At 71.1% G+C, this 18,934-nt stretch carries 19 protein-coding genes and 1 tRNA gene; 5 read left to right on the top strand and 15 right to left on the bottom strand.

Annotated elements, in window-relative coordinates:
• Positions 1-95: 95 nt before the first annotated feature.
• Both AB0N81_RS36265 and AB0N81_RS36260 read right to left on the bottom strand, forming a co-directional pair.
• Positions 96-2,663 carry an MFS transporter gene (locus AB0N81_RS36265; protein ID WP_365366126.1) on the bottom strand — a complete coding sequence of 856 codons (2,568 nt, stop codon included), beginning with the start codon at positions 2,661-2,663 and terminating at the stop codon, positions 96-98.
• A 13-nt stretch (positions 2,664-2,676) separates the two neighbouring features.
• Positions 2,677-3,180, bottom strand: a complete 504-nt coding sequence (locus AB0N81_RS36260) for a MarR family transcriptional regulator (protein ID WP_365366124.1) — start codon at positions 3,178-3,180, stop codon at positions 2,677-2,679.
• A gap of 175 nt (positions 3,181-3,355) precedes the next feature.
• Here AB0N81_RS36260 and AB0N81_RS36255 point away from each other — a divergent pair, with 175 nt between their 5' ends.
• Complete coding sequence (locus tag AB0N81_RS36255; RefSeq protein WP_365366122.1) at positions 3,356-3,559, top strand: hypothetical protein; 204 nt, start codon at positions 3,356-3,358, stop codon at positions 3,557-3,559.
• A 720-nt stretch (positions 3,560-4,279) separates the two neighbouring features.
• Here the strand turns inward: AB0N81_RS36255 and AB0N81_RS36250 are convergent.
• From AB0N81_RS36250 to AB0N81_RS36210, 9 genes are all read right to left on the bottom strand, one after another.
• Positions 4,280-4,522: a hypothetical protein gene (locus tag AB0N81_RS36250; RefSeq protein ID WP_365366120.1), complete on the bottom strand. Its 243-nt coding sequence runs from the start codon at positions 4,520-4,522 to the stop codon at positions 4,280-4,282.
• Between the two features lie 647 nt (positions 4,523-5,169).
• Entirely contained in the window at positions 5,170-6,033 is an 864-nt protein-coding gene (locus AB0N81_RS36245; RefSeq protein WP_365366118.1) for an RNA polymerase sigma factor SigF, read from the bottom strand.
• Between the two features lie 244 nt (positions 6,034-6,277).
• Positions 6,278-7,210, bottom strand: a complete 933-nt coding sequence (locus AB0N81_RS36240; RefSeq protein WP_365366117.1) for a SigB/SigF/SigG family RNA polymerase sigma factor — start codon at positions 7,208-7,210, stop codon at positions 6,278-6,280.
• Positions 7,211-7,424: 214 nt separating this feature from the next.
• Positions 7,425-7,718 (bottom strand): Dabb family protein, encoded by a 294-nt coding sequence (locus tag AB0N81_RS36235; protein ID WP_125513835.1) that lies wholly within the window; start codon positions 7,716-7,718, stop codon positions 7,425-7,427.
• A 46-nt stretch (positions 7,719-7,764) separates the two neighbouring features.
• On the bottom strand, positions 7,765-7,944 hold the full coding sequence (locus AB0N81_RS36230; RefSeq protein ID WP_365366115.1) for a hypothetical protein: 180 nt from the start codon (positions 7,942-7,944) through the stop codon (positions 7,765-7,767).
• Positions 7,945-8,350: 406 nt separating this feature from the next.
• Positions 8,351-8,438, bottom strand: a tRNA-Ser gene (locus AB0N81_RS36225).
• Between the two features lie 106 nt (positions 8,439-8,544).
• A complete protein-coding gene (gene tadA / locus AB0N81_RS36220) occupies positions 8,545-8,976 on the bottom strand; it encodes a tRNA adenosine(34) deaminase TadA (RefSeq protein ID WP_365366185.1) in 432 nt (143 codons plus the stop codon).
• A gap of 72 nt (positions 8,977-9,048) precedes the next feature.
• Positions 9,049-9,603: a hypothetical protein gene (locus AB0N81_RS36215; protein ID WP_365366113.1), complete on the bottom strand. Its 555-nt coding sequence runs from the start codon at positions 9,601-9,603 to the stop codon at positions 9,049-9,051.
• A 204-nt stretch (positions 9,604-9,807) separates the two neighbouring features.
• Positions 9,808-9,978, bottom strand: a complete 171-nt coding sequence (locus tag AB0N81_RS36210; protein WP_365366111.1) for a hypothetical protein — start codon at positions 9,976-9,978, stop codon at positions 9,808-9,810.
• 100 nt (positions 9,979-10,078) lie between these two features.
• On the opposite strand from AB0N81_RS36210, the gene upp reads away from it, so the two are divergent.
• A complete protein-coding gene (gene upp, locus AB0N81_RS36205) occupies positions 10,079-10,714 on the top strand; it encodes a uracil phosphoribosyltransferase (RefSeq protein WP_223775558.1) in 636 nt (211 codons plus the stop codon).
• Here upp and AB0N81_RS36200 read toward each other — a convergent pair whose 3' ends face one another.
• From AB0N81_RS36200 to AB0N81_RS36190, 3 genes are all read right to left on the bottom strand, one after another.
• Positions 10,715-11,368: a LytR C-terminal domain-containing protein gene (locus AB0N81_RS36200; protein ID WP_365366109.1), complete on the bottom strand. Its 654-nt coding sequence runs from the start codon at positions 11,366-11,368 to the stop codon at positions 10,715-10,717.
• A gap of 118 nt (positions 11,369-11,486) precedes the next feature.
• Entirely contained in the window at positions 11,487-11,783 is a 297-nt protein-coding gene (locus AB0N81_RS36195; RefSeq protein ID WP_003955420.1) for a type II toxin-antitoxin system VapB family antitoxin, read from the bottom strand.
• A gap of 1,482 nt (positions 11,784-13,265) precedes the next feature.
• Entirely contained in the window at positions 13,266-13,850 is a 585-nt protein-coding gene (locus AB0N81_RS36190; protein WP_365366107.1) for an HhH-GPD-type base excision DNA repair protein, read from the bottom strand.
• 235 nt (positions 13,851-14,085) lie between these two features.
• On the opposite strand from AB0N81_RS36190, the gene AB0N81_RS36185 reads away from it, so the two are divergent.
• The 3 genes from AB0N81_RS36185 (at position 14,086) to AB0N81_RS36175 (ending at position 18,022) form a co-directional block, all read left to right on the top strand.
• The gene (locus AB0N81_RS36185; protein ID WP_365366105.1) at positions 14,086-15,687 is read left to right on the top strand and encodes an ABC-F family ATP-binding cassette domain-containing protein; all 1,602 of its coding nucleotides are present in this window, start codon (positions 14,086-14,088) and stop codon (positions 15,685-15,687) included.
• A 497-nt stretch (positions 15,688-16,184) separates the two neighbouring features.
• Positions 16,185-17,303 (top strand): helix-turn-helix domain-containing protein, encoded by a 1,119-nt coding sequence (locus tag AB0N81_RS36180; protein ID WP_365366103.1) that lies wholly within the window; start codon positions 16,185-16,187, stop codon positions 17,301-17,303.
• Between the two features lie 62 nt (positions 17,304-17,365).
• Entirely contained in the window at positions 17,366-18,022 is a 657-nt protein-coding gene (locus AB0N81_RS36175) for a GNAT family N-acetyltransferase (RefSeq protein WP_365366101.1), read from the top strand.
• A gap of 193 nt (positions 18,023-18,215) precedes the next feature.
• Here the strand turns inward: AB0N81_RS36175 and AB0N81_RS36170 are convergent, their stop codons facing one another.
• The gene (locus tag AB0N81_RS36170) at positions 18,216-18,866 is read right to left on the bottom strand and encodes a sensor domain-containing protein (protein ID WP_365366099.1); all 651 of its coding nucleotides are present in this window, start codon (positions 18,864-18,866) and stop codon (positions 18,216-18,218) included.
• Between the last annotated feature and the right edge of the window lie 68 nt (positions 18,867-18,934).

Raw genomic sequence — 18,934 nt, 5'->3', positions numbered from 1 at the left:
CCCCTGCCATGAATGCCACCGCCGGCCCGGGGGCCCTTTCCGCAACCGGCCAGGGGCCGCGCCTCCGCTCGGGGCGCGGCCTCGGGCCGGAGCCGTCACTCGCCCGGGTGGGAGAGCTCGATGTCGTGGCCGTCGATGCCGCTGCCGGCCACCGTCAGCCCCGTGGCCACCGGCGGGTACCCGGTCGCGATGACCGTGTACTCCCCGCTGTCCAGGTCGGTGAAGGCGTACGCCCCGTCCGCCCCGGTGGTGGCCGTGGCGACGACGTTGCCCGCGGCGTCCACCAGCGTGACGCGGGCGTCGTTCAGCGCCGAGCCGCCCGCCCGCACGGTGCCGAGCACCTGCGCGCCGGAGTTGAGCTCGACCTCGACCCGGGTGACCCCGGTGCCGCCGACCTCGACGGGCAGCGCCAGCGGCCGGTGACCCGCGGCGTTCACCGCGATGGTGACGGTGCCGGGGACCAGCTCGGCGAAGGTGAACTCGCCCTGCTCACCGGAGAGTCCGGTGGCGAGGACGTCACCGCGCACGTCGGTCACGATGACCATGGCGCCGCTGACGGGCAGCTTGCTGTCCGCGTCCCGCACGAGTCCGCTCAGGCCGCTGGTGCCGCTGAGGAGGATGTCGTACGACAGGGCGTCCTCGCCCACGACGACGGTCGAGGCCTGCGGCTGGAACCCGTCGGCGGACGCGATGAGCACGTACGAACCGGCGCCCGGGGCGTCGACGGCGTAGGAGCCGTCGCCCTGCGCGACCGACCGGCCGAGCTGCCGTCCCCCGAGGGAGATCAGCGTGACGGCGGCCTGCGGGACCGGGACGCTCTCGGCGCCGCGGACGTAGCCGTGGACCGGGATGCCGCCGGTGATCTGCGGGAGTTCACCGGAGCCGGCGCCGGGCTGCGCGGCGGACGCCACGGCGGCGAGCCGCTGTGTGCCCTCGGGGCCCGCCTCGGTGTGCGAGGCGACGGACGCGAGGACGGGCTGCTCGGCGGTGGCCGCGGGAGCGGCACCGGCCGAAGCCTCGGAGGCGTCGGAACCCTCGGCACCGGGGGCGTTCTCCGACGCGGCCTGGGCGAGACCGCCCGACGTCCGCAGCGGGACCTCCTTGATGAAGATCGTGATCAGGAAGGCGACCAGCGCCATCGGCGCGGCGATCAGGAAGACATCGGCGATGCCGTGCCCGTACGCGCTCTCCATCACCGTGCGGAACGGCTCGGGGATCTTGTCCAGGTCGGGGATGCCGCCGCCGCCCGTGCCGCCGTGGCCGAACTGGGCCGCGGCCTTCGGGCCGAGGTCGTTGACGCCGTCCTTGACGTAGTCGCTGATCCGCGTGGCCATGACCGCGCCGAGCGCCGAGACACCCATCGCACCGCCCAGGGAGCGGAAGAAGGTGACGGTGGAGCTGGCGGAGCCGAGGTCCTCGGGGGCGACCTGGTTCTGCGTGCAGAGGACCAGGTTCTGCATCATCATGCCGATGCCGAGACCCATCAGGGCCATGAAGATCGCGATGTGCCAGTACTCGGTGTCGTACCGGATGGTGCCGAGCAGACCGAGGCCCGCCGTCACCAGCACGCCACCGCTGACCAGCCACGCCTTCCACTTGCCGGTCTTGGTGATGACCTGACCGGACACGGTGGAGGAGATGAACAGACCACCGATCATCGGAATGGTCATCACGCCGGACATCGTCGGGGACTCGCCCCGCGCCAGCTGGAAGTACTGGCTGAAGAAGACCGTGCCCGCGAACATCGCGACACCCACGAAGAGCGAGGCGAGCGAGGCGAGCGTGATGGTGCGGTTGCGGAAGAGCCGCAGCGGAATGATCGGCTCGGTCGCCTTGGACTCGACGAGGACGAAGATCAGCGCGAGCAGGATCGAACCGCCGACCATGGCGCCGGTCTGCCACGACATCCAGTCGTACTTGTCACCGGCGAAGGTGACCCAGACGAGCAGCAGGCAGACGGCGGCGCTGATGAAGAACGCGCCGGCCCAGTCGACCTTCACGTCGCGCTTGACGACGGGAAGCTTCAGGGTCTTCTGGAGCACGATCAGCGCGATGATCGCGAAGGGCACGCCGACGTAGAAGCACCAGCGCCAGCCGAGCCACGAGGTGTCGGTGATGACACCGCCGAGCAGCGGCCCGCCGACGGTGGCGACGGCGAACGTCGCTCCGAGGTAACCGGAGTACCGGCCGCGCTCACGCGGGGAGATCATCGCGGCCATGACGATCTGCGCCAGGGCGGAGAGGCCGCCCACGCCGATGCCCTGCACAACGCGGCAGGCGATCAGCATCCCTGCGCTCTGCGAGAGACCGGCGACGACCGATCCGCCGACGTAGATGATCAGGGCTATCTGTACGAGCGCCTTCTTGCTGAAGAGGTCGGACAGCTTGCCCCACAGGGGCGTCGTCGCGGTCATCGCGAGCAGCGACGCGGTGACGACCCAGGTGTAGGCGGACTGGCCGCCGCCGAGGTCGCCGATGATTTCGGGCAGGGCGTTGGAGACGATCGTCGACGAGAGGATCGCCACGAACATGCCGAGCAGCAGCCCGGACAGCGCTTCCATGATCTGCCGGTGCGTCATCGGAGCGTTCTCACCGCTGTGACCGTGATGTGCTCCGTGCTTGGCATGGCTGCCCCGCACACCGGCTGGTGTGGTTGTTGCCATGGAGTTCCTTTTCTTACGCGGGTGTACGGGTGGTCTCCGACGTGGTCTGTACGTCGTGGGGGGAGTGGGGCAGCCGGGCCGAAGCCGCGCGGCAGTCCCCGAAGCTGTCGCGCAGTCGCGCGAGCAGCGTGCTGAGCTGGACGACCTCGTCGTCGGTCCAGTCGTGCAGGTAGTGGGTGAGCGTCCGGATGGAGAGCTCGGAGAGCTCGTCCACCTTGGCCTTGCCGTCGGGCGTGAGCCGCAGGATTCGGGAGCGCTTGTCCGCGGGGTCGGGATCGCGGACGATCCACTCCTTCTCCGCGACGTGGGCGACATGCCGGCTGGTCACCGACGTGTCGACGGCGAGCAGCTCCGCGAGCCTGCTCATCCGCATCGCACCGTGGCGGTCGAGCAGGATGAGTACGGCGGCGGATCCGGCCGGGCAGTCGTGGGGCAGGCCCCGTCCGAGACCACGCTTCACGGCACCGATGGCGCTGAGCTGTCGGGCCAGCTCCTCGTACTGTCGCTGCGCGGCCACGGCACCTCCTCATTTTTTGTTGCTTAGGGCAACGATAGAAGCAGTTGGTTGCCGCAGGCAAACTAAAAAGGGCTCATCGGACTAAAGAGTCGGCAAAGCGTTGGGACCCCGTGCGTAAAGTCCCTGGCCAGAGGGGGTTGGGCGGATGGCGGTCGATTCGCTAGGGTCCTGCTCCATGGCACACAACCCCCAGGGCAACCAGGGCAACCCCGATCCCGCCGGCAGCACGCAGATGTTCCGCGCCTTCGTCGACGAGGCGCCGCGCGGGGGGCGCCAGCAGGCGGCGACGTCCTCTTCAGGCCCGCGCGTGGGCCTGATCATCGGCGTGATCCTCGCGATCGCGATCGTGGCGGGAGTGGCCTGGCTGGCACTCAAGTAACTCGACGTTTCTACGGGTGGGGGCACCCCGCCCCTAGGGGCAGCCCGACTACTTGACCGCCTGCGTCGAGTCGCGGGCCGGCCGCGCAGTTCCCCGCGCCCCTGGGGCCGCCGCGACTGGACACGCCCGCGCGCGAGCGCCCACGACGGACCTGCAGATGGCAGCGCTGGGGTGGATGTTCAGGGGCGCGGGGAACTGCGCGAACGTCCACGACGGGCCCGCAGATGGCAGCGGCGGGGTGGATGTTCAGGGGCGCGGGGAACTGCGCGAACACCCACGGCGGGCCCGCAGATGGCAGCGGCGGGGTGGATGTTCAGGGGCGCGGGGAACTGCGCGAACACCCGCGACGGGCCTGCAGATGGCAGCGGCGGGGTGGATGTTCAGGGGCGCGGGGAACTGCGCGAACACCCGCGACGGGCCCGCAGATGGCGGCGGCGGGTGGATGTTCAGGGGCGCGGGGAACTGCGCGAACGCCCACGACGGGCCTGCAGATGGCAGCGGCGGGGTGGATGTTCAGGGGCGCGGGGAACTGCGCGAACGGCCACGGCGGGCCCGCAGGTGGCAGCGGCGGGGTGGATGTTCAGGGGCGCGGGGAACTGCGCGAAAGGCCACGGCGGGCCCGCAGGCGGCAGCGGCGGGGCGGCCGGTCAGGGGCGCGAGCGGTCACGGCGGGCCCGTAGACCCAGGCGGAAACGGAGAGCCCCCGCCCCCCGGCGGGGACTAGTCCCACTTCACTGAGACGTCCCGCGTCTCGACGTGCATACCGAGCGGAACCCGCCACGCGTCAACACATACCGGCCACGTTTTCTCCTTCTTCTGCCCCGCAGCGATCGGCACCGGCAACTTCACGGTCGACTCGATCGTGGCCCAGTCGACGCCGAGCGCGCCGATGATGTGCGTGCCGAAGGTGACCGTTCCCGAACGCACCGGTGACCCACCGGTGTTGCGGAAGGTGACCGTCACCTTGTCGCACCAGCGCTTGTCCGCGGGCTCCCGCTCGGGCTCACCGAAGCTGAGCTTCGCGGGCCCACTCGGCGGCGTAGTCGGCGTACCCGGCGTATCCGGCCTGCCCGGAGCAGACGGTGGCGTAGACGGGGAATTCGGCCCCGGAGCGTCCGGGGACGGAGTCGACGGGCCTCCGGAGTCGCCACCCGCACCGGCCGGAGCGCGCCCCGCACCGTCCCCGCCAAGTGCCGCGCCCCCACCGCCACCCGGCGACTTCCCCTCCGAGTCACCCGGCCCCCCGGAGCCCACACCAGAGCCAGAACCAGAACCAGAACCAGAGCCGGAGCCGGACCCTTTCGGCGAGTCCGCCCCGTCCGCCCCGTCCGCCCCATCACCCCCGTCGAGCGGGATCAGCTTCACATCCGCGGTCGGGCCCACCGGAGCACCCGGAGCCCGCTCCGGAGAGGAGCCGGCCGCGCCGGTCGCCACGTAACCGTCACCGCTGCCGCCGCCGCAGGCGGACAGCGCCCCGCCGAGGCAGAGCGCAGCGGCACCCGCACAGAGCACGTTCCGCACACCACGTCGCATCGCGCCAGTGTGGCTGACGGCCCGTCAATTAGGAACCCCGTCAGCAACACCGGCCACGCACCGCTCCGTTGACGCCCTCAGTCCGAGATGAGGCCCTCACGCAGCTGCGCCAGCGTCCGCGTCAGCAGCCGGGAGACGTGCATCTGCGAGATGCCGACCTCCTCGCCGATCTGCGACTGCGTCATGTTGGCGAAGAAGCGCAGCATGATGATGCGACGCTCGCGCGGCGGCAGTTTGGCGAGCAGCGGCTTGAGGGACTCGCGGTACTCCACACCCTCCAGGGCCGAGTCCTCGTACCCGAGCCGGTCCGCGAGGGAGCCCTCGCCGCCGTCGTCCTCGGGGGTCGGGGAGTCGAGCGAGGAGGCTGTGTAGGCATTGCCGACGGCGAGGCCGTCGACGACGTCCTCCTCCGATACGCCGAGTGCGACGGCGAGTTCGGGCACGGTCGGCGAGCGGTCGAGCCGCTGGGCGAGCTCGTCGCTGGTCTTCGTGAGCGCAAGCCGCAGCTCCTGGAGGCGGCGCGGCACGCGCACCGACCAACTGGTGTCGCGGAAGAAGCGCTTGATCTCACCGACGACCGTCGGCATCGCGAACGTCGGGAATTCCACGCCGCGTTCGCAGTCGAAACGGTCGATCGCCTTGATCAGACCGATCGTGCCGACCTGGACGATGTCCTCCATCGGTTCGTTGCGGCTGCGGAAGCGGGCCGCCGCGTACCGCACGAGAGGGAGGTTGAGCTCGATGAGCGTGTCGCGTACATAGACGCGCTCCGGGCTGTCCTGGGCGAGCGTGGCGAGCCGCAGGAAGAGGGAGCGGGACAGGGTCCGGGTGTCGATGGCTTCCGAGGCTGGTGAGCTGTGAAGCGCGTCGGGCGCGGATTCGCTCGGGCTCTTCGTGAGCGTGAGCGTGAGCACCTTCGAGCTGCCCTGGTCTGCGGACATGCCACCCCCTTGAGGTCGCGGACGGTCGCGGTGGGCGCTCCCGTCGGAGGAACGCAGCCTCCACCTGAATACCGGAGGTGGGGCTACGGCAAACGCGGTTCCAGCAGAATGTCACATGTCGGCAACACGCTGTAGTTACTTGTCGACAAACAAGGGTGACATCCGTGCAGGAAAGAGGGGGTCTGCGCCATTTCAGCAAAGAGTGCCGTCGGGAACAGCCCCGACGGCACTCCACTCGATACGGTTACGCCTCGATCCGATTTGCGGACCGAAGTCGTGCGAAGCTTCTGGCCAGCAATCTCGACACATGCATCTGGGAAACGCCCAATTCGGCGCTGATCTGTGACTGCGTCAGATTGCTGTAGTAGCGGAGCAGCAGGATCCGCTGCTCGCGTTCGGGCAGTTGGACCAGGAGGTGGCGTACGAGATCGCGGTGCTCCACGCCGTCGAGCGCGGGGTCCTCGTAGCCGAGCCGGTCGAGCAGGCCGGGCAGTCCGTCGCCCTCCTGGGCGGCCTCCAACGACGTTGCGTGGTACGAGCGTCCGGCCTCGATGCAGGCGAGCACCTCGTCCTCGGTGATGCGCAGCCGCTCGGCGATCTCCGCGGTCGTCGGTGAGCGTCCGAAGGCGGTGGTGAGGTCCTCGGTCGCGCCCGTCACCTGCACCCACAGCTCGTGCAGCCGGCGCGGTACGTGGACCGTGCGGACGTTGTCGCGGAAGTACCGCTTGATCTCGCCGACCACGGTGGGCATCGCGAAGGTGGGGAACTGCACCCCGCGCTCCGGGTCGAACCGGTCGATGGCGTTGATGAGCCCGATGGTGCCGACCTGGACGACGTCCTCCATCGGCTCGTTGCGGCTGCGGAAGCGGGCGGCCGCGTACCGCACGAGCGGCAGGTTGGCCTCGATGAGCGCACCGCGCACCCGGCCGTGCTCGGGGCTGCCCGGCTCCAGCTCCTTGAGCTGGCCGAAGAGCACCTGGGTGAGGGCGCGGGTGTCGGCGCCGCGGGTGCTTCCGGTGCCCGGCGAGGGCTTCGTGGGGGGCGTGCTTCCGGTGCCCGGCGAGATGTTCGCGGGTGGCGTGCTTCCGGTGCCCGGCGAGATGTTCGCGGGTGGCGCGCTTCCGGTGTCCGGTGAGGGCTTCGCGGGTGGCGCCTCGGGCGCAGTACTGGCCGGCACGGTCAACGCCACCCCTTCTCAAACAAGCACAGTCAAGCTCGGTCGACCTCGGTCAACTCATCCGTCAAAAGCGGTCATAGCATCACAAGACATGTGCACTGTGTGCAAGCACCCGTTCACTCCGTGTTGAGGGGCGCGATGGGCCGACGGGACGCGAAACGGCCCCGCACCGTTGCGGTGCGGGGCCGTTCGGGAGCTGCAGCGCCCCCGTGGCTCAGAACTCGTAGTCCGCGATCACCCACGTCGCGAACTCGCGCCACAGCGCGACGCCCGCCTGGTGGGCCGGGTGCTCGATGTACCGCTTCAGCGCATCGGTGTCCTCGACCGCCGAGTTGATGGCGAAGTCGTACGCGATGGGGCGGTCGGTGATGTTCCAGTCGCACTCCCAGAACGTCAGCTCCGGGATCTGCTCGCCGAGGGCGCGGAAGGCCTTGACGCCCTCGATCACGCGCGGCTCGTCGCGTCGCACGCCGTCGTTGAGCTTGAAGAGGACCAGATGGCGGATCACGGGCACTCCTTGGAGAGGGCTGGGGCCTGACGGCCTCGGCGGCCGCTCAGTCCTTGCCTCCGTTGGCGACCCACGTCATGAAGTCGCCGATGCTCCGAGCGGCGCTCGAGACGCCCTCGAACCCTATCTGCACATAGTCGGCGGCCTTGGCGGGGTCGGTGATGATCACATAGAGCACGAAGACGACCACCGCGAAGAGGCCGAGCTTCTTCCACTGCACTGCCACGATCTGGCCCTCCCCTTGCCGCGCCCCGTGTGACCTCTGTGACGGCGGTGAGTCTAACCCGGACCGTACTCACTGGGCTTTTAGGGACCAACGGCCCGGCAGCAGAGGCCCTTTGCCCGCGCTCCACGGGTGGCGCCGGGCGCAGCATTGAGGGTGAGCCCGGCGGATCTGGCAGGAATCCGCGGGGCATGGGACCGGCTCCACTGCGGGGTCCGCGCCGTCTGCTTCCCCCCTGACGGCGGCGCTGACCGAGGGCCTGGTTCTCGTCGGGGGGAGCGGCTGGTCCCCCCGATGCCGCTTCCCCCGCCCATACCCCCGAGCGTCCATACCCCCGAGCGTCCATACCCCCGAGGGGAACGACGAAGGGCCCGTCCAGCTCGGCTGGACGGGCCCTTCGTGTCAAGAGCGGTAGCGGTGGGATTTGAACCCACGGAAGGGGGTTACCCTTCACTCGCTTTCGAGGCGAGCTCCTTCGGCCGCTCGGACACGCTACCGAGAGGAACTCTAGCCCAAAGTGGGCCGAGGACAGAAATCCGTATGCGCCGCCCCTCCCGGCCCCGAATGCGCCGCCCCTCCCGGCCCCGCTTCGAAGCCAGGCTCTCAGCGCTTGCGGAAGAAGTCCGTCAGCTGCGCGGCGCACTCGTCCGCGAGGACGCCGTGAATGACTTCGGGGCGGTGATTGAGCCTCCTGTCGCGTACGACGTCCCAGAGGGAGCCCGCCGCTCCGGCCTTCTCGTCGCGCGCGCCGTAGACGACCCGGTCGACGCGTGACTGTACGAGCGCGCCCGCGCACATCGTGCACGGCTCCAGCGTCACGACGAGGGTGCAGCCGGTCAGCCGCCACTCGCCGGTCGCGGCGGCGGCCCTGCGCAGGGCGAGCACCTCCGCGTGCGCGGTGGGGTCGCCGACGGCCTCGCGTTCGTTGTGCCCCGTGGCGAGCACCGTCGTGCCGTCCGGGGACAGCACGACGGCGCCGACGGGGACGTCACCGCCCCCGACGGCGAGCTCGGCCTCGGCCAGCGCGAGCCGCATGGGCGCCCGCCAGCGGTCGCGTACGGGATCGGTCTCGGTGGTGTGGCAGGTCGGGTCGGTCACACGGGGAACCTAGCGGACGGTCTCGAGCACCTCCGCCGCTCCGAGGACGTCGGCGATGTCGTTGAGCGCGTCGCCGGCCTCCAGACCGAGCAGATCCTTCTCGGGCACGCCGAGGTCGGCGAGGATTCCCGTGTCCCCGAGCGGCCCGGACGGAACCCCCGAGGCGCCGGGGGTCTCGTCGGTGGCGTCCGGTTCGGCGTCGGACGCCTCCGGTTCGCCGTCCTCCGTGCCGTCGAGATCGAGGGCGTCCAGGTCGACCGCCCTGTCGTCGTCCGGATCGCGGCCGAGCATCTCGTCGGTGAGCAGGATCTCCCCGTACGAGCTGCGGGCGGCCGCGGCCGCGTCCGAGACGTAGATACGGGGGTCCTCCTCACCGTCCACGCGGACGACGCCGAACCACGCGCCTTCCTGTTCGATGAAGACGAGCACTGTGTCGTCGTCGTAATCGACCGTGGCTTCACGGGCCAGGTCGGCCAGATCCGACAGGGTCTCCACATCGTCGAGCTCCGTGTCGCTCGCTTCCCACCCGTCTTCGGTGCGCGCGAGCAGTGCGGCGAAGTACACCGTGACTCTCCCACTGGTCATAAGCGGTGCCGGTTGGCGGTTTTGGGGTCCCCCCGGCGAGGTCGGGGAGCGGGGAACGCTGGTGCCGAGCCCCGCCCATTCGGAATCGTGGCAGAAACGACGCCGTCAGGAGAGGTCTTCCGGCCGCTGTGTTCCGCGTCGCGTTCTTCCCGGCACCCGCGGGGCCTGTCACGGGGCGGCCGACTACCAGCGGAACGTACGCATGCGCATCTGCTGCCGCATGCGTGCCGCCCGGGCGCGGCGCGGCTTCACGCGGTCCCGGAGCTCGATGGCCTCGGTGCGTTCGCGCAGGAACTGGGCGCGGCGCCTGCGCCGCTCGGCGTCCGTCTCGTCTTCCGGCTTGCGTTCCGCCATGGGCCACACCACCTCAGTCCGTACGTCCCCACCTTCCCTCCGTCGGCGGGGTTGATGCCAGCGAGGAGAGAGGGGCTCCCGCCCGGTTACTGTTGATGTCATGCGGATCCACGTCGTCGACCACCCGCTGGTGGCGCACAAACTCACCACGCTGCGCGACAAGCGCACCGACTCCCCGACCTTCCGGCGCCTCGCCGACGAGCTGGTCACCCTGCTCGCGTACGAGGCCACCCGGGACGTGCGCACCGAGCAGGTCGACATCGAGACCCCGGTGACGAGGACGACCGGCGTGAAGCTGTCGCACCCGCGCCCGCTGGTGGTGCCGATCCTGCGCGCCGGTCTCGGCATGCTCGACGGCATGGTCCGGCTGCTTCCGACCGCTGAGGTCGGCTTCCTCGGCATGATCCGCAACGAGGAGACCCTGGAGGCATCCACGTACGCGACGCGCATGCCGGAGGACCTCTCCGGGCGCCAGGTGTACGTCCTCGACCCGATGCTCGCCACGGGTGGCACACTGGTCGCGGCGATCCGTGAGCTCATCAAGCGCGGCGCCGACGACGTGACCGCCGTGGTGCTGCTCGCCGCCCCGGAGGGCGTCGAGATCATGGAGCGCGAGCTGGCGGGGACGCCGGTGACGGTCGTGACGGCCTCGGTCGACGAGCGGCTCAACGAGCAGGGCTACATCGTGCCGGGCCTCGGCGACGCGGGCGACCGGATGTACGGGACCGCGGAGTAGTCAGCAGTTCTTCTCGCCGGACGACGTGGACGTCGGCTTGGGCTTGGCCAGCGCGGCCAGGGCCTTGTCGGCGTCCTCTTTTTTGGCCAGGTTCTTGAACTGTGTGCCGATGACCAGGTCGACCTCGCCGTTCTTGCGGCCGTCGGCCTTGCGCTCGGCGCCGGCGAGCTGCGTGCCGAGCACGGGGATCGCGGTGTCGGCGGCGGCCCCGGCACCGAGCAGCAGCCCGATGCCCTTCACCTTCTTGTCGTACGCCTTCGTCGCGTTGCCGACCTCGCCGATGGTGAAGCCGCGTTTCTTCAGCTCGTCGGCGGTGTTCTTGGCCAGGCCGCCGCGGGGCGTGGCATTGAAGACGTTGACGGTGATCTGCCCCGGCCGGGGCAGCGCCTTCGGTTTCGGTTTCGGGACCGTGGCGTCCGCGGCCCGGCCGCGGTCGCAGCCACCGGTCGCGCGGGACGCGGCCGACGCCTTGTCGCCCCCCGTGAAGACGTCGATGAGCTGCAGTGTGCCCCAGCCGAACAGCCCCACCACCGTGGCGGACGCCACGACCGCGAGCGCGATCCTGCGGCGACCGCTGGGGCGGCGCATCCGTGGGTATTTGTCCCCCGTGATGCGGTACTTGCCGCCCATGCCGGGGGGAGTGAGCATGCTCATGGGCGCAGCGTAGTGCGGCCGGGCGGCGATGCCTACTAAATGATCAACGCCCGCGGCCCACTCCAACCCAAAAGGGCCAATGCGGCACCGGGGCCGCTCGGGCGGGGGAGCGGGAGCGTCAGCCCAGTTCGAGCACGCGGGCGTGGAGCACCTGGCGCTGCTGGAGCGCGGCGCGGACCGCGCGGTGCAGTCCGTCCTCCAGATAGAGGTCGCCCTGCCACTTCACGACGTGCGCGAAGAGGTCGCCGTAGAACGTGGAGTCCTCGGCGAGCAGCGTCTCGAGGTCGAGCTGGCCCTTGGTCGTCACGAGCTGATCGAGGCGGACCGGGCGCGGCGCGACGTCCGCCCACTGCCGGGTGCTTTCCCGGCCGTGGTCGGGGTACGGCCGGCCGTTTCCGATGCGCTTGAAGATCACACGGAAAGCCTACCGGGCAAGGCTCTCCGGGCGCAGCCATGGCGACGGAGTGCGAGTCCGGGAAATACCGCCTCAAGGTGAGGCAAACCGGGAACGCGTCAGCCGGAACAGGGCCCGAAGTGAGCGAGAGCCAGCCGAATCCGCCCATGCCGGGTCATGCGAACCGCCCGAACGAGTCTGCGCCTGTCGCCGGGATGACGGACGAGACGAAGGTTTCCGGGGGTGCGCTGTGCGCGGGCGCGCTGTCTGAGGGGGCGCTGTCCGGGGGTGCGCTGTCCGAGGAGGCGCCCGAGGAGGCGTCGCCCATCCGTGGGTACGCAACGGGGACGAGAGGCCTCCGCCCCGGACTTCGGAACGGCCCGCCGCCGACGCTGGATCTGGCGGGGGCGCCTTGAGCGAGCGCGATACGCGCCGGGCCGTCCTCGACGAGCGAGCCCTGTCAGCGCCTTTCGGTACGCCTCTGACTCTCCTCGCGCGGGCGACTGTCCGCTGCGTCGCGCTCGGGTTTCGTGGCGGTGGGAGGGGCCTCGGAGTGGGTGGTACGTGCGGCTTCCGCACGGAGAAGGGCCTGGAGGGCCGCGTAGGGGTCCATCGGCATGGGGGTGTCCTTGATCTGCGCTGCTGATCTGCACTGAGCTGCACCGACCTGAGCTGAGCTGGCCTGAGCTGGCCTGTGGTGATCCGTGCTGATCTGCGGTGCTCGGCGCTTGTACTGGCGGGATTCGGGGATTCGCGCGCATGCGCTCCCCTGTCAGCAGCGCAGAACCACCGAGCGCGGGGCAGGAACGTACGGATGGGGACCGCGGGGACACGGGCCGGCCGACGGCACACGGCACCCCCGGCCCTGGGCACGGTTCCGCCTGGTGGGCAGACGAGTGGCATGCCGGGTGGGAAGCCGCAGCGCCGCCTCAGTGATGTCCGCCTGGCTCTCGCCCCCGGTCTCCATGGCGAGGGCGGCCGGGGGAGCCGGACTCGCCTGGGCGGCGGGCCCCACGGTGAACGCGGCGAGAAGAACCGCGAGCAGAGTGAACACCACCCGAAGCCACGCGACGTGGCGACGTGACGGCTCCGGAACACTCATGTCCCCCATCTCCCCGAACCCCCCGCCCCCCGACCACCGAGCGCCGAGATCCGCCCTCATGGCCTACGACGCGCGAGGGTCTGGGGGCCGTTGCCCCGCGACGTCCTGCCTGGGTAGGGGCACCGAGCCCGCCGCTCCGCGGCGGATGTATCCCACCCACCCACCCGTTTGCCCCGCGACGCAGCTGCCAGGTAGGAGCAGGAGAGGCTGCGACCCCCCACCGGGCCGCAGCCGCAAACGCGTCCCGAGGGGACGTGGGGGTATGTGCGCACGGAGCACCGAGCACACTGTGGCGTCTTTGGACTTGAGGCGCGACGCAGGGATAGCGAGTACGTACATACCCCCACGGCCCCGCCCCACAGAACAGCAGGCGCAGACCCGCGCGCACGCGCAGGCAAAAGTTACTTCGCCGCCGCCTTGGCAGCCGCCTTCAGCTCCTGCTTGTGAGCGCGCACCTTCCGCAGAGACCCCGGCCCCGTAATGTCCGCCACCGAGCGATACGCCGAGGCGGCGCCATAGTCCCCCGCCGCCTCCCGCCACCCCTCCGGACGCACGCCCAGCTGCTTGCCGAGCAGGGCCAGGAAGATCTGCGCCTTCTGCTTCCCGAAGCCGGGCAGGTCGTTGAGCCGCTTCAAGAGTTCGCCACCAGTCGCCACGTCCCGCCACAGACCCGTGGGATCACCCCCATAGTGCTCCACCAGATACGCACAGAGCTGCTGAATCCGCTTCGCCATCGAGCCGGGATACCGGTGCACGGCCGGCTTGGTGGAGAGGACCGACGCGAAAGCGTCGGGATCGTACGCGGCGATCTCGTGCGCATCGAGATCATCCGAGCCCAGCCGCGTAGCGATCGTGTGTGGCCCCGCGAACGCCCACTCCATGGGGACCTGCTGATCCAGGAGCATGCCGATGAGCGCGGCCAGCGGACTGCGGCCGAGAAGTTCGTCGGCCTCCGGGTCCTGTGCGAGGTGAAGGGTCACGTCCATGGCTCGATGATCCCGCGCGGACGGGCACGGCGCAGCGCGGGTGGGGAAGCGCAGCGCAGTACGGGGAGCGCAGCGCAATCCGGGAAGCACGACGCGGTACGAGAGGGAAATCGGGATGCAGCGAGCCCAGAGGGTTCGCTAGCGTGGAGGACATGTCTACGCCCCGCATCTCCTAGCCAGGACACACGCCTCCACGCCACCCGTGTGTCCATTCGCTATTGCGGAGCGTTACCTCATGATCACCGTACGAGGCGCCGACGTGCGCGTCGGCGCCCGCCTCCTGCTGTCCGGCGTCTCCTTCCACATCGCCCCCGGCGACCGCGTCGGCCTGGTCGGGCGCAACGGCGCCGGCAAGACGACCCTGATGAAGATCCTCGCCGGACAGGCGTCCCCCGCCGACGGCACCGTCACCCGCGCCGGCTCCGTCGGCCACCTCGCCCAGGACCCGCGCGCCGCCGACCCCGCCGTCACCGTCACCGACCGCATCCTGTCCGCCCGCGGACTGGACGAGGCGGTCACCGCGCTGCGGGCCGCCGAGGCCGCCATGGCGGCGGCCGAGGGCCCCGCGGCGCAGGAGCGGGCCATGGCCGCGTACGCGCGGGCGGACGACCGGTTCCAGGCGCGGGGCGGCTACGCCGCGGAGGCGGAGGCCGCCCGCGTCGCCGCGGGGCTCGGGCTGCCCGAGCGCGCCCTGCACCAGCCCGTCGGCGACCTGTCGGGCGGCCAGCGGCGCCGCGTCGAGCTCGCGCGGATCCTGTTCTCGCAGCACGACACGCTGCTCCTCGACGAGCCGACCAACCACCTCGACGCCGACTCGGTGGGCTGGCTGCGCGGCTACCTCGCCGGGTACCCGGGCGGTCTCGTACTCATCAGCCACGACACCGGACTGCTCGCCGACACGGTCAACCGGGTCTTCCACCTCGATCCACGGCGCGCGGTCATCGACGTCCACAACACCGGCTGGGACGCCTACCTCGCGCAGCGCGCGGCGGACGAGCGGCGGCGCACCCGGGAACGCGCCAACGCCGAACGCAAGGCGGCGTCGCTGCGCGCCCAGGCCGACAAGATGCGCTCGCACGTCGCCACCGCCACCGCCGCGAAGAACATGGAGCGGCGGGCCGAGCGGATGCTCGCCGGGACGGAGCCGGTGAGGCGGGGCGAGAAGGTCGCGCGGATCCGGCTGCCCGAGCCCGCGCCGTGCGGGCGGATGCCGCTCGGGGCGGTCGGACTGGCGAAGGCGTACGGGTCCCACCACGTGCTCCGCGGCGTCGACCTGGCCGTCGACCGGGGCAGCAGGCTCGTCGTCCTCGGCCTCAACGGAGCCGGCAAGACGACGCTGCTCCGGCTGCTCGCCGGGCGTGAACGCCCGGATGCGGGGCGGGTCGTCGCCGGGCCCGGACTGCGGCTCGGATACTTCGCGCAGGAGCACGACACGTTGGACGGGGCGCGGACCGTGCGGGAGAACCTCGCGGGGGCGGCTCCCCATCTGACCGATGGGGAGGTGCGGCGGGTGCTGGGAGCGTTCCTGTTCGGCGGGGACGACGCGGACAAGCCCGCCGGGGTGCTCTCCGGCGGGGAGAAGACGCGGCTCGCGCTGGCCGGGCTCGTCCACTCGGGGGCGAACGTGCTGCTGCTCGACGAGCCCACGAACAATCTTGATCCGGCGTCGCGGGGGGAGGTGCTGGGGGCTGTGGGGACGTATCCGGGGGCGATTGTGATGGTGACGCACGACGAAGGGGCGATTGACGCGTTGCGTCCGGATCGGGTGCTGTTGCTGCCGGACGGCGACGAGGACTTGTGGAGCCCCTCCTACAGGGACCTGGTCACGCTCGCCTGACCGTACTTGCTGGGGCGTGGCGTGGGGGTCTCCCTTGGTGCCGGTCTGCGCCTGCTGTTGCGTTGTGGGGCGGGGCCGCGGGGGTATGTACGTACTCGCTATCCCTGCGTCACGCCTCAAGTCCAAAGACGCCAGAGTGTGCTTGGTGCTCCGTGCGCACATACCCCCACGTCCCCTCCGGCCGGTTGCGCGGCTGCGGCCCGGTGGGGGGTTGCCCCCCTCCTGCTCCTACCTGGCAGCTGCGTCGCGGGGCAAACGGGTGGGTGGGTGGGATACATCCGCCGCGAAGCGGCGGGCTTGGGGCTCCTACCCCGGCAGGGGGTCGCGGGGGACACCCCACCCGCCCGCCCCTACTCCCGCGGGGCGTCGCGGGGAAACGGGTGGGGAGGGAGGATCAGGGGATGGTGGATGGGGAGGGTGAGGGGGGTGGGCCGGGGGTTGTGGCTCGGCGGGTGGCTGCTCGGTGCGGGGTGGGCGTCAACTCGTTGGCACGGCGAATGACCCGGGACGCCTTTCCGCGGCTGCCGGGTTATGACGAGTTGCCGGCGGATGTGAAGGACGTCGAGATCGCCGCCACCGCCAGGTACGGGCTGCGGCTCTTTTTGGAGCGGGTGGCTTCGCCTGACGCCGGGCCCGGCGACTACGAGTACTTCAGGGAGCGTGCCGCCCAGCGAGCGGACGAGGGCATGCCCCTGCACCTGCTGCTCGGCACCCACTGTGTCGGTACGCACGAGCTGTGGCGCGCGCTGCGTGATGTGACCCTGCCGGGTGAGGAGGCCGCGCTCGCGGAGCTGAGCGATTACCTGTTCGCCGCGCAGGAACGCATCGTCGCCGCCGTGACGGAGACCTACCTCGACGAGCAGGCGGCCATCGTGGCCGAACGGCGGGAGGAGCGTAGGTCGTTGGCTCGGGCTTTGTTGGAGGGTGTGGGTGGGGGGACGGGGGTGGAGGCGTTCGAGGAGGGCGCGCTCGTTGTTTTTGTGTGTCTGCCCGTGGCGGTGCGGGATGAGCGGTCCGTCGCCGTGCGGCGCCTCGTGCGGCGGTTGCAGGCCGCGTTCGACCGGGTTTTCGGCGTGGGGGTGCCGGCGCTTCTGGGCGGGGCGGGCGGGCACGCCGTCGTACCGGGGCGCGATGTCGTGGAGGTGCCGGGGGAGTTGGGGGCAGCGCTCAGGGAGTTCTGTGGGCCGGGTGTGCGTCTCGCCGCTGCCGTCGCCGACTCGGTCGGCGGGATTCCGGAGGCCGCCCGTACGGCCGAGGAGATCGTGCGGGTGGCCCGTGCGTGCGGGCGGCCGCCGGGCCCGCACCGGCTCGACGACGTCCTGCTCGAGTATCACCTGTCGCGGCCCAGTGCGGGCAGCGAGCGGATAGCCGCGCTGCTCGAACCGCTCGCCGGACGGCCCGAGTTGGTCGAGACGCTGCGTGCTCATCTGGAGTTGCGGCAGGATCGGCGGGCCACCGGCCGGCGGCTCGGTCTGCATCCGAACACGGTCGACAACCGGATCGCCCGCGTCTCGTCGCTGACCGGGCTCGACCTGGCCTCGGCGCACGGCACGGCGCTCGCTCTCGCGGCGTTGCTGCTGCGGGAGGCCGAGGAGACGGCGGCGGACGACGCGTGAGCCGTTCCGTCGACTTGGGCGTGCGGGCCGTACCGTCCCCGTGGCTGTGATTCGATGCTCGGATGAAGCGAGACTGTGTCGCCGACGCGGCCGACGGCCATCCTGTCCTTCGGGTGCGGGGACGTTCCGGCCAGCGCGATCTGGAGGCGTGCGTCGGTGTGCTCGCGGCCGTGCACGAGGCGGACGGGTATCCCGTCAACTGGCCGGAGCAGGCCGGTGACTGGCTTGAAGGGGACGGCCCTCTCGGCGCTTGGGTGGCCGAGCTGGACGGGCGCGTCGTCGGGCATGTGGGGCTTGCCCGTCCGGGGGCGGGCGACGTGGCGCCGGGTCTGTGGGGTGAGCGCGCGGGCCGGGGGGCCGAGTGTGCGGCGGTCGTCAACCGCCTCTTCGTCGCGCCGGACGCACGCGGGCATGGCATCGGCGCCCTTCTGATGCGCCGGGTCGCGCGGGAGGCGCGGGCGCGCGGGCGGCATCCCGTCCTGGACGTGGTGTCCTCCGACAAGTCGGCGGCCACGCTCTACGAACGCCTGGGGTGGCAGCTGCTGTCCGTCGTGGAGCAGGAGTGGCAGCCGGGGCAGCGGGTCGCTCTGCGCTGTTACGCGGCCCCCGTGGACCCGGACGCCCTTCCGGCCGGGTCCTCTGCCGAGGAGGTGGAACCTTGCGCGTCTTCCGCCGGGGAGGCGGGCGGGGAGGCGGACTCCTCTGCCGCGCCCGCGTGAGCGCTCCCGGCTGCCGCCCGCAACGCCTTCGGCAGTGCGCGCGGCGTGAGCCGGGCCGGTGACGCGGCGCGTACCGCCGCGTGGGTCGATCCGATCGGCTCGGGGCTCCTGACCTCGCGTACGACCACGTCGGGGTGCGTTCGCCCTGCCCGCCGCCGGATGAGTGCCGTCGCGTCCCTGTTCAGGGTCCCGCTCAGCCGAGCAGTGAGCGGACCGCCGCGCGGTCGACGCCGGTCAGGGCGCGGACCAGCTTCGGGGTGAGGAAGAGGATCACGGCGCCGACGAGGGAGACCGCCGCGATCTGGGCGGGCGAGGTGATGTAGTACTGGTGCCGCTCGCCGCCGGACGTGAAGTCGTAGACGCGGTAGCCGGGCCAGCCGACGTAGCGGTGGAAGACCCAGGAGTACGTGGGGAACAGCGCGACCACCCAGCCGGTGACGAGGAACGTCACCGTCAGGACGAAACTCGCCACGCGCCAGGGGAACATGACCAGCTGGAACAGCAGCGCCCGCCAGCCTGCCCCGTCCGCGAGCCGGGCCCTGATCCCGGCCCACCGGCCCTCGCCCCGCGGCACGTCGAGCGCCCGGGGACCGGCGACCTCCAGCCCGAGCCTCACGCGGGCCCGACGTCGCTCGACGGCACCGAGCCCGCGCGCCCCCGCCAGCGCCGCGGCCAGGACGGGCAGTCCGATCACGGTGACGAGCAGGCCCGCGGCGAGGGAGAACATGGTCACGGCGTAGACGAACCCGGCGATCGCCACGGGCAGCGAGAGCATCACGTATCCGATCTCCCGGAAGGTGACGGCGGAGAACGGCGCGCGCCAGAATCCGGGCGCCGAAGTCAAAGCCGAAGTCGAAGCCGAAGCCGAAGCCGAAGTCGTGTACGGCAGCGGCGAGGCGTGGGTGCCGGTGC

The sequence above is a fragment of the Streptomyces sp. NPDC093510 genome, assembly GCF_040683555.1.
GTDB lineage: Bacteria > Actinomycetota > Actinomycetes > Streptomycetales > Streptomycetaceae > Streptomyces.
This window is presented reverse-complemented; position numbering and strand designations above follow the sequence as displayed.